This is a genomic window from Streptomyces albofaciens JCM 4342 (assembly GCF_008634025.1).
GTDB lineage: Bacteria > Actinomycetota > Actinomycetes > Streptomycetales > Streptomycetaceae > Streptomyces > Streptomyces albofaciens.
This window is the reverse complement of record NZ_PDCM01000002.1, coordinates 1,222,979-1,237,961: the sequence shown is the minus strand read 5'-3', so window position 1 is coordinate 1,237,961 and position 14,983 is coordinate 1,222,979. Positions and strand designations below refer to the sequence as shown.

14 protein-coding genes are annotated in these 14,983 nt (G+C 75.2%); 6 read left to right on the top strand and 8 right to left on the bottom strand.

Annotated features, from left to right (window positions below):
* Positions 1–214: 214 nt before the first annotated feature.
* From CP973_RS25755 to CP973_RS25735, 5 genes are all read right to left on the bottom strand, one after another.
* The gene (locus CP973_RS25755; RefSeq protein ID WP_150245824.1) at positions 215–1,465 is read right to left on the bottom strand and encodes a metallophosphoesterase; all 1,251 of its coding nucleotides are present in this window, start codon (positions 1,463–1,465) and stop codon (positions 215–217) included.
* 141 nt (positions 1,466–1,606) lie between these two features.
* Entirely contained in the window at positions 1,607–2,134 is a 528-nt protein-coding gene (locus CP973_RS25750; protein WP_150245820.1) for a DUF1990 family protein, read from the bottom strand.
* 71 nt (positions 2,135–2,205) lie between these two features.
* On the bottom strand, positions 2,206–3,057 hold the full coding sequence (locus tag CP973_RS25745; protein ID WP_150245817.1) for a YndJ family protein: 852 nt from the start codon (positions 3,055–3,057) through the stop codon (positions 2,206–2,208).
* A gap of 132 nt (positions 3,058–3,189) precedes the next feature.
* Complete coding sequence (locus tag CP973_RS25740; protein WP_150245814.1) at positions 3,190–3,828, bottom strand: maleylpyruvate isomerase N-terminal domain-containing protein; 639 nt, start codon at positions 3,826–3,828, stop codon at positions 3,190–3,192.
* Positions 3,825–4,709 carry an NAD(P)-dependent oxidoreductase gene (locus tag CP973_RS25735; RefSeq protein ID WP_150245811.1) on the bottom strand — a complete coding sequence of 295 codons (885 nt, stop codon included), beginning with the start codon at positions 4,707–4,709 and terminating at the stop codon, positions 3,825–3,827. The genes CP973_RS25740 and CP973_RS25735 overlap by 4 nt, the downstream gene beginning before the upstream one ends.
* Before the next feature lie 151 nt (positions 4,710–4,860).
* Between CP973_RS25735 and CP973_RS25730 the strand changes: the two genes are divergently transcribed.
* Positions 4,861–5,877, top strand: a complete 1,017-nt coding sequence (locus CP973_RS25730) for a GlxA family transcriptional regulator (protein WP_150245808.1) — start codon at positions 4,861–4,863, stop codon at positions 5,875–5,877.
* A gap of 33 nt (positions 5,878–5,910) precedes the next feature.
* On the opposite strand, the gene CP973_RS25725 is transcribed toward CP973_RS25730, so the two are convergent.
* Both CP973_RS25725 and CP973_RS25720 read right to left on the bottom strand, forming a co-directional pair.
* A complete protein-coding gene (locus tag CP973_RS25725) occupies positions 5,911–6,696 on the bottom strand; it encodes a crotonase/enoyl-CoA hydratase family protein (RefSeq protein ID WP_150245804.1) in 786 nt (261 codons plus the stop codon).
* Complete coding sequence (locus tag CP973_RS25720; protein ID WP_150245801.1) at positions 6,693–8,339, bottom strand: acyl-CoA dehydrogenase family protein; 1,647 nt, start codon at positions 8,337–8,339, stop codon at positions 6,693–6,695. The genes CP973_RS25725 and CP973_RS25720 overlap by 4 nt, the downstream gene beginning before the upstream one ends.
* A gap of 116 nt (positions 8,340–8,455) precedes the next feature.
* Here CP973_RS25720 and lspA point away from each other — a divergent pair, with 116 nt between their 5' ends.
* Positions 8,456–9,055, top strand: a complete 600-nt coding sequence (lspA, locus tag CP973_RS25715) for a signal peptidase II (RefSeq protein WP_150245798.1) — start codon at positions 8,456–8,458, stop codon at positions 9,053–9,055.
* A gap of 64 nt (positions 9,056–9,119) precedes the next feature.
* Positions 9,120–9,893 carry a PaaX family transcriptional regulator C-terminal domain-containing protein gene (locus CP973_RS25710; protein ID WP_150245796.1) on the top strand — a complete coding sequence of 258 codons (774 nt, stop codon included), beginning with the start codon at positions 9,120–9,122 and terminating at the stop codon, positions 9,891–9,893.
* Between the two features lie 28 nt (positions 9,894–9,921).
* On the opposite strand, the gene CP973_RS25705 is transcribed toward CP973_RS25710, so the two are convergent.
* Positions 9,922–10,791 (bottom strand): triphosphoribosyl-dephospho-CoA synthase, encoded by an 870-nt coding sequence (locus tag CP973_RS25705; RefSeq protein ID WP_167538514.1) that lies wholly within the window; start codon positions 10,789–10,791, stop codon positions 9,922–9,924.
* 314 nt (positions 10,792–11,105) lie between these two features.
* Between CP973_RS25705 and CP973_RS25700 the strand changes: the two genes are divergently transcribed.
* The 3 genes from CP973_RS25700 to CP973_RS25690 are packed head-to-tail and all read left to right on the top strand — an operon-like array spanning position 11,106 to position 14,562.
* Positions 11,106–11,501 carry a TOBE domain-containing protein gene (locus CP973_RS25700; RefSeq protein WP_150245790.1) on the top strand — a complete coding sequence of 132 codons (396 nt, stop codon included), beginning with the start codon at positions 11,106–11,108 and terminating at the stop codon, positions 11,499–11,501.
* Between the two features lie 52 nt (positions 11,502–11,553).
* Complete coding sequence (gene modA / locus CP973_RS25695) at positions 11,554–12,345, top strand: molybdate ABC transporter substrate-binding protein (protein WP_150245786.1); 792 nt, start codon at positions 11,554–11,556, stop codon at positions 12,343–12,345.
* Positions 12,346–12,384: 39 nt separating this feature from the next.
* Positions 12,385–14,562, top strand: a complete 2,178-nt coding sequence (locus tag CP973_RS25690) for an ABC transporter permease (protein WP_150245783.1) — start codon at positions 12,385–12,387, stop codon at positions 14,560–14,562.
* Positions 14,563–14,983: the final 421 nt, after the last annotated feature.

Below are 14,983 nucleotides of genomic sequence, written 5' to 3'. Positions count from 1 at the left end.
CGGTCCGCCCGAGGGGGACCATCGCAACCGGGAAGCGGCCATGGGCTCACAGTAGGACGGGGGGCGGGGTTGCGCATTTCGAGGGGCGGGCGGGTGCCGTTACCTCGTTCCCTGCACCCGCCCGGCACGTCCGGATCCTGCGTGTCGAATCCCTCGACAGCTGAACGGGTCTCCCCCAGGCGGCCGCCCCCGCACTGCCGCCCCCGCCCTCCGGCTAACTCACCCCCGCAGACATCCCCGCGCGCACCCCCGCCACCGGCCGTGTGGTCCGTGTCCGGTGGGCGAGTCGTGCCTTCTTCGTCGCGGTGTCGACCGTGTACGCGTCGATCGTCATCGCGCCGGCCGACACCTTCAGCACCATGAACCCGTGCCGGGCGAAGTCCTGCCAGGCGGCCGGGTGGGTGAAGTGCGCCCTGCCGTCGCTCGTCTTGGAGGCGGCGCCGCAGACGAGCTGACGGGTGCCGCGGGTCCGGTCGGTGGGTTCCAGGATCTGCAGGGTGTGGTCGTGGCCGGACATGATCACGTCGGCGCGTCCGCACACCACCTCCTCGTACAGCTCCTTGAGGTGGACGCCGCTGGTGTAGTGCCCGACGACGAAGCCGTCGTAGGAACCGGCGCTGCCGTGCTTGCCGTTGTTCAGGTACGGGTGGTGGCCGAGCACGATCTTCCAGCGGGCGCGCGAGGCGCGCAGGGCGGCGTCCAGCCAGCGCCGCTGCTCGCGCATGTAGGGGCCGTTCCACCGGTAGTGCGGGTCGAGCTGTACGACGGAGGAGGCGACCGGGTTGGTGTCGAGGGCGAAGAACTCGACGAGCGGGCCGTCCTGGGCGCCGCCCGCCGGAAGGGCGACGTTGTAGTAGCGGCCGGGCATGTACCAGCGGCGGGACGTGGCGGCGTAGGCGACTTCCCGGTCGCCGCGCGACGGGTCGCCGCCGCTGCCGGGCACCAGCCCGGAACAGTCGTGGTTGCCGAGCACCATCAGCCACGGCACGTCGATGCCGGTGTTGGGCCGCTCGAACTTCTCCTCGAACTCCGAGTCGTGGTCGGACTCCGGGCCGTTCTCGTAGAGGTTGTCGCCGAGGCCGACCGCCAGGCCGACGCCTTCGGCGCGGCAGATCTCCCTGGCCGCCGCGGCGACCGCGTACTGCTCCGCCTTGCCGGTTCCGGCGTCGCCGGTGACCAGGACGGCGTACGCGCCGGACGGGCCCGGCGCGGACGGCAGCGGGAAGCGGTCCGGAGCGCCGGTCCGCGCGGCCGCGACGGCGGGTTGCGCCCTCCCGAACGGCAGCGCGGCCAGCGCGGCGCCGGCCATCGCGCCGCCCAGCAGCGTCCGCCGGTGCACACCGGGTGCCGGGGCCGCCGTGTCCGGCGTCGCGTCCGGTACGGCGGCGTCGGCCGGGCCGGGGCCCGCCGTCCGCAGCCACTGGTCCTCGGTCAGGTCCGCCCGCGGCGGGATCAGCTCGCACATGGCTGGCTTTCTCTCACGGGTGACGGGGCAACTGGTGACGGAGCGATGAACGCCGTGTGGACGTATGGGGAGGACGGGGTGGGGGAGGGGGCGGGGCGTGGTTCCGCGGCCGGTCGGCAGGGTGTGGGTGCGGCATCCCGGTCAGCGGCCCCGCCGGGCCAGCCGGCGCAGCGTCCGGCCGCAGTGCCGCGCGTACAGGCGCTGGAACAGCGGGACCACCGGTCCCGCCAGCCGTGTGTACCAGCGGCCCGGCACGCTGAAGGCCGTCATCGTGAACCACACCGCGCCGTCGGCCCGCATCTCCACCACGAACGACTCCTCACCCCGCTGCGGATGTCCGGCCAGCGTGCCGTACGCGAAGCCGATGCGCTCGCTCTCGTACTCGCTCCATACCACCCGGCACGGCGCCCACAGCCGCAGCGGGCCGAGTCCCAGCGCGCATTCCACCCGGACGCCGGGCGCGGCCTCCGGGGCCGAGGCCCGCACCCGTACGCCCGCGGCGCGGTGCATCCGGAAGCTGGTGACCGCGTGCCCCGCCGCTTCGAGGACGGCGCGGCCGTGGCCGAGGTAGGTCGCCTCGTGCAGATGGCGGTATCCGCCGGGCAGCGGGTGACGGCGGGTGGCGCCTTCCTCGGGGTAGTTGAAGGGGGCGGGGGCGGGGGTGGTCATGCCGGGCCTGCTTCCTCTGGTACGGGTGGGTGTGGTGGCCTTCGGGGGGCGGTCGTACGGGTACGAGGCGGTCATACGGGCGCGGGAGCGGCCGGGCGGGACGCGGCGGGCTCGTTCCGGAGGCGGTGCCAGGCGAGCAGCGCGCACAGGGCGAAGCCCAGCGCGTTGCCGAGTCCGTGGGTGGCCGCCATCCATGCCAGTGTGGGGTGCGGGACGCCGGTTGCCTCGCCGAGCGCCCAGCTCAGGGCGAGCAGCATGGTCGCGACGAGCACGGCGGCCGAGCCGCCGAGCAGCGCGCGGGTGGTCCGGTCCGGCGCGGTCGTACGGACGTCCCGCCAGGTGACCAGGGCGACCAGCCACATGCCGGCGGTCAGGACCACCGCGCCGGCCAGCTCGGCCCAGTCGTCGACGAAGTAGCCCGCCAGGACGAGCAGGGTCCCCACCGGCACGCTGAGCGCGGCGAGCGGCCCGGCGCGGCCGGGGCGGGCGGCGCGGCAGACCAGCCCGGCCACCAGCGCGGCGGCGAACCCGGCGAAGTGGAAGTGCGGCACGGTCAGCGAAAGGATCTCCAGGTCGAAGCCGAACAGCTGGTGGCCGGAGCGCTCGGCGACCAGGGCGGTGCCTGCGACGGCCGGGGTGACGAGCGCCGTCAGTACGGCGATCTCGCCCGGGGCGAGGCTGCGGGTGCGGGCCAGCCGGCGCGGCGCGTACAGGGCGAGGACGACGGTGGCGAGCGCGTAGCCGGCGGCGAGCACGGTGGCGGCGGCGCCGCGGGGCAGCCAGAGCGAGACCGCCCCCGCCGCGGCGGCAAGGGGCCAGCGGCGCCGCAGCCACCGCGTACCGGGTTCGCCGAGCAGCGCTAGGCCCGTCGGGACCACGACGAACATGCCCAGCATGACGATGAGATCGACCAGTGCGGTCACGATGCCCCCAGATGCGTCACGGGAAGCGGGTTTGAACGCGTTCAACCCGTCACGTCAGACAGTACGTGACGGGTTGAACGTGTTCAATGCCGGGTCCGGGGTGTCAGGGAGGCCGGGGACGACAGCGGGTGCTCAGCGCACCCGGCCGTCCCACTGCCACGCCGTACGCCGGGGCAGGCCGGGAAGCGCGGTCCGCCCCGTGCACCACAGCAGTACGTCGAACGGACCGTGCCCGGCAGGCGCGTCCGGGGCGTCCGGGAAGAGCCGGGTGAGGACGGCGGTACTCAGGTCGTCGTCCGGTGCCCAGGCCGGGCCCTGGGCAGGCGCGTGGGTGATGTCGTAGGTGTGGAGGAGCAGTTCCGTGATGCCCATGGCCGCGAAACCGGCGGCGTCGGCATGTCCCCACGGGTGCCAGGCCCGGACGTCGGAGGGCGTGTCGCGGACCGTGGACCCGAGGAGGGAGGCCGCGATGCGCAGCCCCTCCAGGCAGGCGGGGAGCGGCGCCTGCGGGTCGAGGGAGGCGAAGAGGGTGATGTAGCGGTCGGTGGGGCGGGCGATGAGCAGTCCCGCGTACCCGGTCAGCCCGAGGGCGAGGTGGTCGAGGGTTTCCCGGCGGGTCCATTCCAGGCCGTGCGCGGGGCGCGACCAGTCCTGGCCCGCCCTTTCGAGGAGGGCGTCCAGACAGGCGTCGGTGGCGGCGGCCAGGAGGCCGGGCCAGGAGGCGGCGGGTGGTGCGGGGGCGGAGGGTGCGGCGTGGGGCGCGGTCGTCATCGGGCGTCCGCCGCCTTCCTGAGGGTCTCGACGACGCTCGCGTAGCTGCTGGAGCCGTGGCCCGCGGCGCGGGTCCGCTCCATGGTGGACCTGAGCAGTTCGGGCAGCGCGTTGTCGACGCCGCGCGCCGCCGCGGCGTGGATCAGGTGGTCGATCGCGGCGATCTGGACGTCCACGGTCGCGTCGTCGCCCGGGTAGTGGCCGGCGTCCACCTGGGGCGCGTACGTGGTGAGGAAGCCGGTCACCGCGCCCAGCCAGCGGATCGCCACCGGGGTGAAGGCGGTGGCCGGGGTGCCCTCCGCGCCGACCAGCGCGGTGCCGTGCAGCCAGCCGGTCATGGCGGCCCACATCAGACCGAGCAGGGCCGCGTCGTACAGGGACGCCAGCCCCGGGCCGGTGCCCAGGTACAGCGGGTCGCCCAGGGCCGCGAGGACCGGACGGTGGGTGTCGAGGACCGCGCGCTCACCGCTGTAGAGGACCATCATGTCCGGGCTGCCGACGCCCGGAGGAGTGGTCATGATCGCCCCGTCCAGGTAGTGCGCCCCGTGCGACCGCGCCCACGCGGCGGCTTCCGCGGCCTGTTCCGGGGAGCCGGAGGTGAGGTTGACCAGGGTCCTGCCCGCCAGCGAGTCCGCCACCGGGTCGAGGACGGTGTGCAGGGCCGCGTGGTCCAGCACGCAGGCGATGACGAGGGGGCTCGCCGCGACCGCCTCCTCGGGCGTCGCCGCCACCGCGGCCCCGCGCTCCGCCAGCGGACCGGCCTTGTGCGCCGAACGGTTCCACACCGTCGTCGCGTGGCCGCCCTTCAGCAGCGCGCCGGCCAGCGCCGTCCCCATCGAGCCCAGCCCCAGCACCGTCACGGCCGCCCGTTCGCTTCCCATGTGCGTCTCCTCGTACGTCCGCCGGTGTCCGGGACCCGGCGGCTGATCACGTACGGACCACGCTCGCAGCGCGGGAAGCCCCGGACCAGTGACAGCGGTGACGGCCGGCACCAAATTCCTGCCACCTCCGCGAGGTGCCTATCCTGCGGGGATGAGCGCTGGTTCCGTCGCGGTCGTCGTGACCGAGGAGATCGGGGTCCCCTCGTGGGACCTGTACGAACTGAGCATCCCCTGCACCGTCTTCGGCAAGCCGCAGCCCGACCTGGCCGACCCCTGGTACGACCTGCGGCTGTGCGGCACGGGGGAGCGGGGAGGCACGGACGGGCCCGGGGGCGCGGCCGGGCTGGCGCTGCGCACGCCGTACGGGCTCGACGATCTGGCGGGCGCGGACACGGTCATCGTCCCGTCGGTGCCCGACCCCTGTGTGGAGGAGGGCGCCCCGCTGCCGCCGGGGCTGGTCGCGGCGCTGCGCCGCGCGCACGACGCCGGTGCGCGCATGGTGTCCCTGTGCACCGGCGCCTTCGCGCTCGCCGAGGCCGGGCTCCTCGACGGGCGCCGCGCCACCGCCCACTGGATGCACACCGCCCAGCTCGCCGAGCGCTACCCGAAGGTGCGGGTCGACGACTCGGTGCTGTACGTGGACGACGGCGACGTGCTCACCAGCGCCGGGCTCACCGCGGGGCTCGACCTCTGCCTCCACCTGGTGCGGCGCGACCTGGGCGCGCACGTCGCCAACCAGCTGGCCCGCCGCATGGTCGTACCCGCCCACCGGCCCGGCGGACAGGCCCAGTTCATCGACCTGTCCGTACCCGCCGCCGACGACCAGGGCCTGGCCCCGGTCCTGGCCTGGGCCCGCGCCCACCTGGACCGGCCGCTGACCGTCGAGGACCTGGCGGAGCGCGCCGCGCTCAGCCCCCGGACGTTCTACCGGCGGCTCCAGGCCGCCACCGGCACGACCCCGCTGCAATGGCTCCTCGACCAGCGCCTGGCGCGCGCCCAGAGCCTGCTGGAATCGACGGACCTGCCGGTCGAGAAGATCGGGGAACTCAGCGGACTGGGCACGGCGAACAACCTGCGCCACCACTTCCTCAAGCGCGTCGGGGTCTCGCCGTCCGACTACCGGCGGGCGTTTCCCCGTACGGCACCGGACATGCCGCTCGCGGGGTGAGGCGCGGGAGCCGCGGGCAGGGGCCGGCGCCCCTCACGTCTCCATGGCCCCGTGCCGCCCCGCCCCCGCGGCGAAGCGCGCCGCGCCGGCCATCGCCTCGGCCAGGACGCCCTGCCCGTAACGGAGTTCCCGCGCCATGGCGGCCTCCTCGGACAGGCCCTCCTGCGCCAGGAGGGAGGCGCGGTCGCTGCGCACGCACGCCTGGGGGAAGCGGGCGATGGCGGCCGCCAGCTCCTCGGCCTCGGCGCGGGCCCGGCCGGGCGGGACCACCCGGTTGGCCAGGCCCATCTCCAGCGCCTCGGCCGCGCCCACCGGCCGCCCGGTCAGCACCATGTCCAGGGCGCGGCCGGTGCCGACGATACGGGGCAGGCGCACCGTACCGCCGTCGATCAGCGGCACGCCCCAGCGGCGGCAGAACACCCCGAAGACCGCGTCCTCCTCCGCCACCCGCAGATCACACCACAGGGCCAGCTCCAGGCCGCCCGCCACCGCGTGCCCCGCGACCGCCGCGATCACCGGCTTGTCCAGGCGCATCCGGGTGGGGCCCATCGGCCCGTCGCCGCCCGCCGCGACCCGGTTGCCGCGCCCGGTGCCGATCGCCTTCAGGTCGGCACCCGCGCAGAACGTGCCGCCCTCGCCCCACAGGACGGCGACGTGCGCCGTGTCGTCCGCCGCGAAGGCGCGGAAGGCGCCGGCCAGCGCGGCGGCCGTCGCGCCGTCCACCGCGTTGCGCGCCTGCGGCCGGGACAGGATGACGGTGGTCACCGGGCCGGAGCGCTCGACGCGTACGGGCCGCGCCGCCGGGCCGTCGCCGCTCATCCGGCCGCCTCCGTACGCGCCCGCTCCAGAATGGCCGTCAGATCGGCCGTGGCGGGCAGCGTCCCGAAGGCGTGCCCCCACTCCCCGTCGAGCCGGGAGGCGCAGAACGCGTCCGCGACCGCCGGGTCGCTGTGCTGTACGAGCAGCGCGCCCTGGAGCGCGAGCGCCATCCGCTCCGCCAGTGAGCGGGCCGCGCGCTGCGCCCGGTCCGGGTCGCCGAGTGTGCCGAGCGTCTTGCGGACGCCCGCGACGGCCGCGTCCAGCCGCCGGTCGGCGCCCGCCGCCGCGTCCACCTCCGCGAAGTACGCGTCCAGCGAGGCCGGTTCCTTGGCGAGCGCGCGCAGCACGTCCAGGGCGGCGACGTTGCCCGAGCCCTCCCAGATCGACAGCAGCGGCGCCTCGCGGTAGATGCGCGGCATGCCCGACTCCTCCACGTAGCCGTTGCCGCCCAGGCACTCCAGTGCCTCCGCCGCGTGCGCGCTGCCCCGCTTGCACACCCAGTACTTGCCGACGGCCAGCGCCAGCCGGCGCAGCGCGGCCTCGCCCGCGTCCCCGGCCTGCGCCTTGTCCACGGCGGTCGCCAGCCGCATCGCCAGCGTCGTCGCCGCCTCGGACTCGATCGCCAGGTCCGCCAGCACCGCCCGCATCAGCGGCTGTCCGGCCAGCGCGCGGCCGAACGCGTGCCGGTGCGCGGTGTGGTGCAGCGCCTGCCGCAGCCCGGCGCGCATCCCGGCCGCCGAGCCGATCACACAGTCCAGCCGCGTCATGTTCACCATCTCGACGATGGTGCGCACACCGCGCCCCGGCGCACCGACCGGCCAGGCCACCGCGTCCTCGTACTCGATCTCGGCGGAGGCGTTGGAGCGGTTGCCGAGCTTGTCCTTCAGGCGCATCAGCCGCATCCCGTTGCGGGTGCCGTCGGGCAGGACGCGCGGCAGCAGGAAGCAGCTCAGCCCCTCCGCCGTCTGCGCGAGCACCAGGAACACATCGCTCATCGGCGCGGACGTGAACCACTTGTGGCCGGTGATGCGGTACGTGCCGTCGCCCGCCGGCACCGCCCGCGTCGTGTTGGCCCGGACGTCCGAGCCGCCCTGCTTCTCCGTCATCGACATGCCCGCGATCAGGCCCGACTTGCCCAGCGGGGGCCGCAGTCCGTAGTCGTACGTGCGGGACGCCAGCAGCGGTTCGTACCGCGCCGCCAGGTCCGGCTCGGCGCGCAGGGCCGGGACGGCGGCGTACGTCATGGAGACGGGGCAGCCGTGCCCCGGCTCGGCCTGGGACCAGACGTAGAACTTCGCCGCCCGCACGAGATGGGCGCCGGGCCGGGGGTCCGCCCACGGCGCGGCGTGCAGCCCCCGCTCCACCGCCACGGTCATCAGCTGGTGCCAGGCGGGGTGGAACTCCACCTCGTCGATCCGGTGCCCGAAGCGGTCGTGGGTGCGCAGCCGGGGCGGCTGCTCCTCGGCCATCCGGGCCTGCTCCTGCACCGCTTGCGACCCGGCGAGCGCGCCCAGCTCCCGCACTTCCGGCTCGCCCCACCCGGCGCCCGCGCGGCGCAGCGCCGCCAGCAGGGCCGGGTCGTCCGCCGCGCTGAACCCGGTCAGCGGCGGCGCCTGATTCACGACTTCATGGGTGAGGGTCATACCGCGGACGTTACAGAAGCAGGACAGGCGTGGGAAGACTGTAATGGGGTGGGCTGGCATAGAGTTCAGGATTCGTGGCGGCCCGACCGGCCGCCGGACTTCGAGGGGGCTGGAACGTGCGGGGACGGGACCGGGGCACAGCGGCGCGGGGTGCGGGCCGCGAGGCGAGGGCCGGGAGCGGACGGCGGGTGCCGCTGCTCCTGGCAGTGGCGGCCGCCGCCTATCTGCTCGATCTGTGCAGCAAGGTGGCCGTGGTCGAGGAGTTGGAGAACGGCGCCCCCGTCAAGGTGCTCGGCGACTGGCTGGAACTGCTGGTGGAGCGCAACCCCGGCGCGGCGTTCGGCATCGGGGAGGCGACCACCATCCTGTTCACGGGCATCGCCGTGGCCGTGGTGGTGGTGATCGTCCGCCTGGCGCGCAAGCTCTACAGCGTCCCCTGGGCGATCGCGCTGGGCCTGCTGCTGGGCGGCGGACTCGGCAACCTCACCGACCGTCTCTTCCGCACCCCCGGCGACTTCCGGGGCGCGGTGGTCGACTTCATCCACGTACGCGGTTTCAGCATCATGAACCTCGCCGACTGCGCGATCGTCTGCGGCGGCATCCTGATCGTGCTGTTCTCCTTCCTGGGGTGGGAACTGGACAACCGGGCAAAGGCGGCGAAGGAGGAACGTGCCGCGGCCCCGGACGGGGCGGTCCCCGGCGACGCGGCCCGGTGAGCGGCTCCCCGCCGGGGCGGGCGGCCCGCACCGGCCCGCCGCGCACCTCCTAGGATGCCGCCCGATGGACCACGACACCTCCGTACGCGACGCCGCGGCGCGCCTCGGCCTGCGGCCGCTCACCGCCCGCTCCATCGTGCTCAGCACCCTCCTCGGCCACCATCCGCCCCGCCTGCCGGCGCGCGCCCTGGTGCGGGTCGGTGAGCTCTTCGGCATCGCCGAGGGCACCGTCCGCGTCGCGCTGTCCCGGATGGTGGCCGCGGGGGACCTTCAGCAGAAGGAGGGGACGTACGGACTCACCGAACGGCTGCTGGAGCGCCAGACGCGGCAGGACGAGAGCCGTACGCCGCGCACCCGGCGCTGGGCCGGGGCCTGGGAGATCGCCGTGGTCGCCGCCGAAGCGCGCCCGGCCGCGGAGCGGACCGCGCTGCGCCAGGCCATGGCCGTACTGCGGCTCGCCGAACTGCGCGAAGGAACCTGGCTGCGCCCCGGCAACCTGGAGCGCGGCCGTCCGGACGTGGCCGCCCGGCAGTGCACCTGGCTCACCGGCGCTCCGGACGGCGACCCGGCGGAGCTGGCACGTGGCCTGTGGGACCTGGACGGCTGGGCAGAGCGGGCCCGCGCCCTGCTGGCGGCGCTGTCCGACGCCACGTCACCGGCCGGACGCTTCACCGTCTCCGCCGCCGTACTGCGCCACCTCCTGACCGACCCGCTGCTGCCGGACGCCCTGCTGCCCGCCGACTGGCCGGGCACCGAGCTGCGCAGCCGTTACGACGCCTTCGAGGCGGAGCTGCGCGATCTGCTGCGGCAGTACGTCACGCCCGGCAGCGCCGCCTGAGCGCTGCCGGGCGTGACGTACGCAGGCCTCAGTGGCCCTCGAACAGGAAATCCAGGAAGAGCGTCGCCGACAGCAGCGCCGCGCTGCCCCCGGCGGTGAGCCCGTTGCGGGTCATCCGCGAGTCCAGCCGGACGAACGCCTTGCGCCCGCGCGGGGTGCCGAAGCCGCCCGACGACAGCACGTCACGCGCGTCCATCTGCACCGACAGCAGGCCCTGCGAACCGCCCCGCTGGAGCAGGGTGGTGTCGTCGAGGGTGGACAGCAGCGCCAGCAGCGCGTCCATGCGGGCCGTCACCTCGGAGGCGCCGGCCGCGCGGGACTGGCGCAGCGCGGGCAGCGCCACGCCCAGGACGTTCGGGAAGCCGGAGCGGGCCTGGCCGACGGCGCCGGGAACGCCGTAGTACTGCCGGGCCCGGCCGCCCGGTGACCGGCTGGCCGCGGGGGCGCCGCCGTCCGGCAGGCGCGCCAGTGTGGCCGCCGCCTCGCAGGTCTCCACGTCCGAGCGGCAGTTGGTGGCGGCGGCACCGGCCACCAGCAGGCCCACGGACCACAGCGCGCCGCGCTTGCCGGGAGCGCCCGGGCCCGCCTGGAGCGCGCGCTGCTCGCCCGCCCGGCCGATCCGCCCGAGCTGTTCGCGCAGCCGGCGGTCCAGCGGCCTGCCCATGGCGGCCTCGGCCATGGAGGCGAAGGGGGCGTGCAGCAGCTCGGCGGCGTGCAGCGCGAGCGGGTCCGGCTTGGGGGCGAGCACCGTCTGCGCGGTGCAGGCGGCGACTGCGAGATCGGCGAGCCGCAGCGGAAGGGGACGGTCCGGGGAGGGGTGCGGGACCGTGTGCAGGACGGGGCGCTCGTGCACCGACGGTACGGCGTCGCGCGCGGCCTCCGGCCGCAGCCTCCTCATGAGCGACCGGCCGCGGACCGCGGAACGGGTTGAAGAAGTTGAAGTAGGAGTACCCATCGGATCGCGCTCCCTCCGTGTTACGCCACGCCCTCCCGGATCCCTCCCAAAAGAGTACGGCTTCGCCCGCACGTCCGACGCTCCGCCCCCTGGTCTGTCCGGTCCGCGCCCCCGCGCCACGGGCTCCGGCCCACCGCACGGCCGCTGCGGCGCCCCACGCCGGTACTTGGCGCATCCTCCAATCCGGCTCGCATCTGCCAGGTACATTCCCACGGAGTAATTGCAGATGAGAGAGCTTCTGCCATACGGTGCCGCATATGCAGTCCTACACGATCGGCCAGGCCGCACGCCTGCTCGGCGTCAGCCCCGACACGGCCCGCCGCTGGGCCGACGCCGGCCGCGTTCCCACCCACCGGGACGAAACCGGCCGCCGGCTGATCGACGGCCGCGACCTGGCCGCGTTCTCCACCGAACTCGCCAAGAACGGCGCCACGGAGGACGACACCTCCCACACCTCGGTCCGCAACGCCTTCCCTGGCATCGTCACGGCGATCAAGCTGGGCGACGTCGCGGCACAGGTGGAGATCCAGGCCGGACCGCACCGGCTGGTCTCCCTCCTGACACGGGAAGCGGTGGAGGAACTCGGACTGGAGGTCGGTATGCGGGCCACCGCCCGCGTGAAGTCGACCAATGTCCATATCGACCGCGCCTGACGCCCGCCGCCGTCCCGCGTCACCGCCCCGCGTCCCCAAGGAGCCGATCCCGATGTCCCGCACCCTCGGCGTCACCCGGCGCCGTGCCCTCGCCGCCGCCCTGACCGTCGCCGTGCTCGCCCCGCTCGCCGCCGCCTGCGGGGGCGGTGACGACTCGTCCGCCGCGGACCGCGGCAAGACCACGATCAAGGTGCTCGCCGCCGCGTCCCTGACCGACGTGTTCGCCAAGGCCGCCGACGCGTACCACAAGGAACACCCGGACATCACGGTGAAGTTCTCCTTCGCCGGCTCGCAGCAGCTCGCCGCCCAGGTCAACCAGGACTTCCCGGCCGACGCCCTGGTCACCGCGGACACCCGGACCATGGACGGACTCAAGGGCAAGACCGCCGAGCCGCGGATCATCGCCAGGAACCGGCTGGTGATCGCCACCCCGGAGGGCAACCCCAAGCACGTCAAGGGGCTGGCCGACCTGGCCGCCACCAAGAAGCTCAAGGTCGTGCTCGCGGCGCCGGCCGTGCCCGTCGGCCGCTACAGCAAGAAGGTCCTGGACCGGCAGCACGTCAAGGTCCAGCCGCTCTCGCAGGAGCAGGACGTGCGCGGCGTGCTGAGCAAGGTCGAGCTGGGCGAGGCGGACGCGGGCATCGTCTACGCCACCGACGCGATGACCGCACCCGACAAGGTGGACGCCGTGCAGATCCCGGACGAGCAGAACGCGATCGCCGAGTACCCGGCCGCCACGCTCAAGGTCTCCCGGCACGCCGAGGAGGCGGACGCGTTCGTGAAGTGGCTCGGCGGCGCCCAGGCGCAGAAGATCCTGCGCGACGCGGGCTTCCAGCGGCCGTAACGGAGCACGAGCCGCGACCACGCCATGCTCCGCGATGCCATGAGACGCGACCGCAGGCCCGGCGCCGAACACGACCGGGCGCCCGCCGACGGCCGGGGCCGCACCCCCGGCACGGAGCCCGGCCGGGGACCCGGCGCCGGGCGTGCCCTCCTCCCCGGGCGCGCCCGCCGCGCCGCCCCCGGCCGGCGCGCCCCGCTGGCCCTGGCCGTGCCCGCCGTGCTGGCGGTGGCGTTCCTGCTGGTGCCCATGGCCGGCATCCTGGCCCGCACCTCCTGGGGCGACATCGGCACCCACCTCACCTCCGACGGGGTCGTCGAAGCCCTGCGGATCTCACTGGTCGTCTCCTGCTGGGCGCTCGGCCTGTCCCTGCTGCTCGGCGTGCCGCTCGCCTGGCTGCTGGCGCGCGTCGACTTCCCCGGCAAGGCGCTGGTGCGCTCCCTGGTACTGCTGCCGATGGTGCTGCCGCCGACCGTCGGCGGTGTGGCGCTGCTCCTCGGCTTCGGGCGGCGGGGCCTGCTGGGCGGCTGGCTGGAGAGCTGGTTCGGGGTGCAGCTGCCGTTCCACACCGCGGGCGCGGTGGTCGCCGCCACCTTCGTCTCGATGCCGTTCCTGGTCATCAGCCTCGAAGGCGCGCTGGCCGGGCTGCACGCGCGGTACGAGGAGACCGCCGCCTCGCTCGGCGCCGGGCCGCTGCGCGTCTTCGCCACCGTCACGCTGCCCATGGTCGCCCCCGGGCTCGCCGCCGGAGCCGCCCTGACCTGGGCGCGGGCGCTCGGCGAGTTCGGCGCGACGATCACCTTCGCGGGCAACCTGCCGGGCGTCACCCAGACCCTGCCCCTCCAGGTCTACCTGCTCCTCCAGGACAGCCCCGAGGCCGCCACCTCCGTCTCCCTGCTGCTGCTCGTCGTCGCGATGGCCGTTCTGGTCGCCCTGCGCGGCCGGTGGGCGGGCGGGGGCGGCCCGGTGCGGGGGCGCACGAGCGGCGCGGTGACGCGTACGGACGCGGAGGGCGGCGGAGTGCCGGATGCCGACGGCACGTGGCCCGACCACATGACCGGCGCATCCGCAGCGCCCGGCGCGTCCGCCACCCCGGCCCCGTCCGCAGCCGCCACCGCGCACACCGGGGCCGCCGACGCGGGCCCCACCGCTCCCGGCGGCCCCGGCGACGGCGCCAGCACCGGGCGGTGGCCGCTGCACGCGGACGTCACGGGCTTCAACCGGCTCACCCTCGACGCCGCCCCGGGAACCACCATCGCCGTCGTGGGCCCCAACGGCGCGGGCAAGACCACGCTGTTGCGCGCCCTGCTCGGCCTCACGCCCCGGGCGCACGCCGCGCTCAGACTCGGCGGGCGCGAGGTGACCACGCTGCCGCCGCACCGCCGCGACGTCGCCTGGGTCCCGCAGGACGGGGCGCTCTTCCCGCACCTGACGGCCCTCGGCAACACGGCGTACGGGCTGCGCGCCCACGGCACCGCCCGGGCCGAGGCCCGCCGCGAGGCCCAGCGCTGGCTGGACCGGCTCGGCGTCGGCCACCTCGCGCACCGCCGCCCCGCCCAGCTCTCCGGCGGCCAGGCCGGACGCGTCGCGCTGGCCCGCGCGCTGGCCGCCCGCCCCCGGCTGCTGCTGCTCGACGAGCCGCTGGCCGCCCTCGACCAGAGCACCCGCGCGCACGTACGGCACACCCTGCGACGGCACCTGGCCGGATTCGGCGGCGTCTGCCTGATGGTGACCCACGACCCGGTCGAGGCGGTCTCGCTCGCCGACCGCGTCCTGGTCCTGGAGGACGGGCGCGCCCTCCAGGACGCGGCTCCCGCCGAGGTCGCCCGGCACCCGCGCTCGCCGTGGGTGGCGCGGATGCTGGGCCGCAACGCCTGGTCCGGCACGGCCACCGGCGACGGCCTCCGGCTCGCCGGCGCCGGTCGCCTGGTGGCCGCCGACCCGCTGCCGGAAGGCACCGCCGCACTGGCGATCATCGGCCCGGAAGCGGTCTCCGTACACCGGCAGCGCCCCTCCGGGAGCCCCCGCAACGTCTGGCCGGGCCGGGTACGGGAGATCACCGCGCTCGGCAGCCGGCTGCGCGTCCTGATCGCCTCGCCGCAGGTGCCCGATCTGGTCGGCGAGATCACCCCGCAGGCCGCGGCGGAACTGGGGCTGGCCGAGGACACCGAGGTCTGGGTGAGTGTGAAGGCGACCGAGGTCACGCTCGTACCGGTGTGACCCGGCGCCACGCCCTCCGTGAACCGAAACCCTCCCCCGGGATGGCGGGGGTGCACCGCGCCGGGGTCCGTGCGCGGTGTGTGCGGACCCCCGCCGCGCGCGGCCCGGGCTCCCCGGTGCGCTCCACGGAGACCCCCGGCTCGGACAAGCGCTCGATACGCCCGGGCAGGCCATGCGCGCCGCCTTCGGAGGTGCGCCCCTACCCGGCACACGGGGGCGCCATGCGGAGCCGTCGGCCTCCACTCCGGCGGCGTGGTGGCAGCCCGCTCGGTGCGGACGCTCCCGCGCGCTCTGACCATGCCGACCGTGCCCGTGGTTGTCTCGTACTCGTCGAATTCATGACGGCCCGGAAAGCGCAGCGCGAGGACCGGTGAAACCGCGGGAGAACATTCCGCGGAAAAGCCGGAAAGGGCGTGTGCCG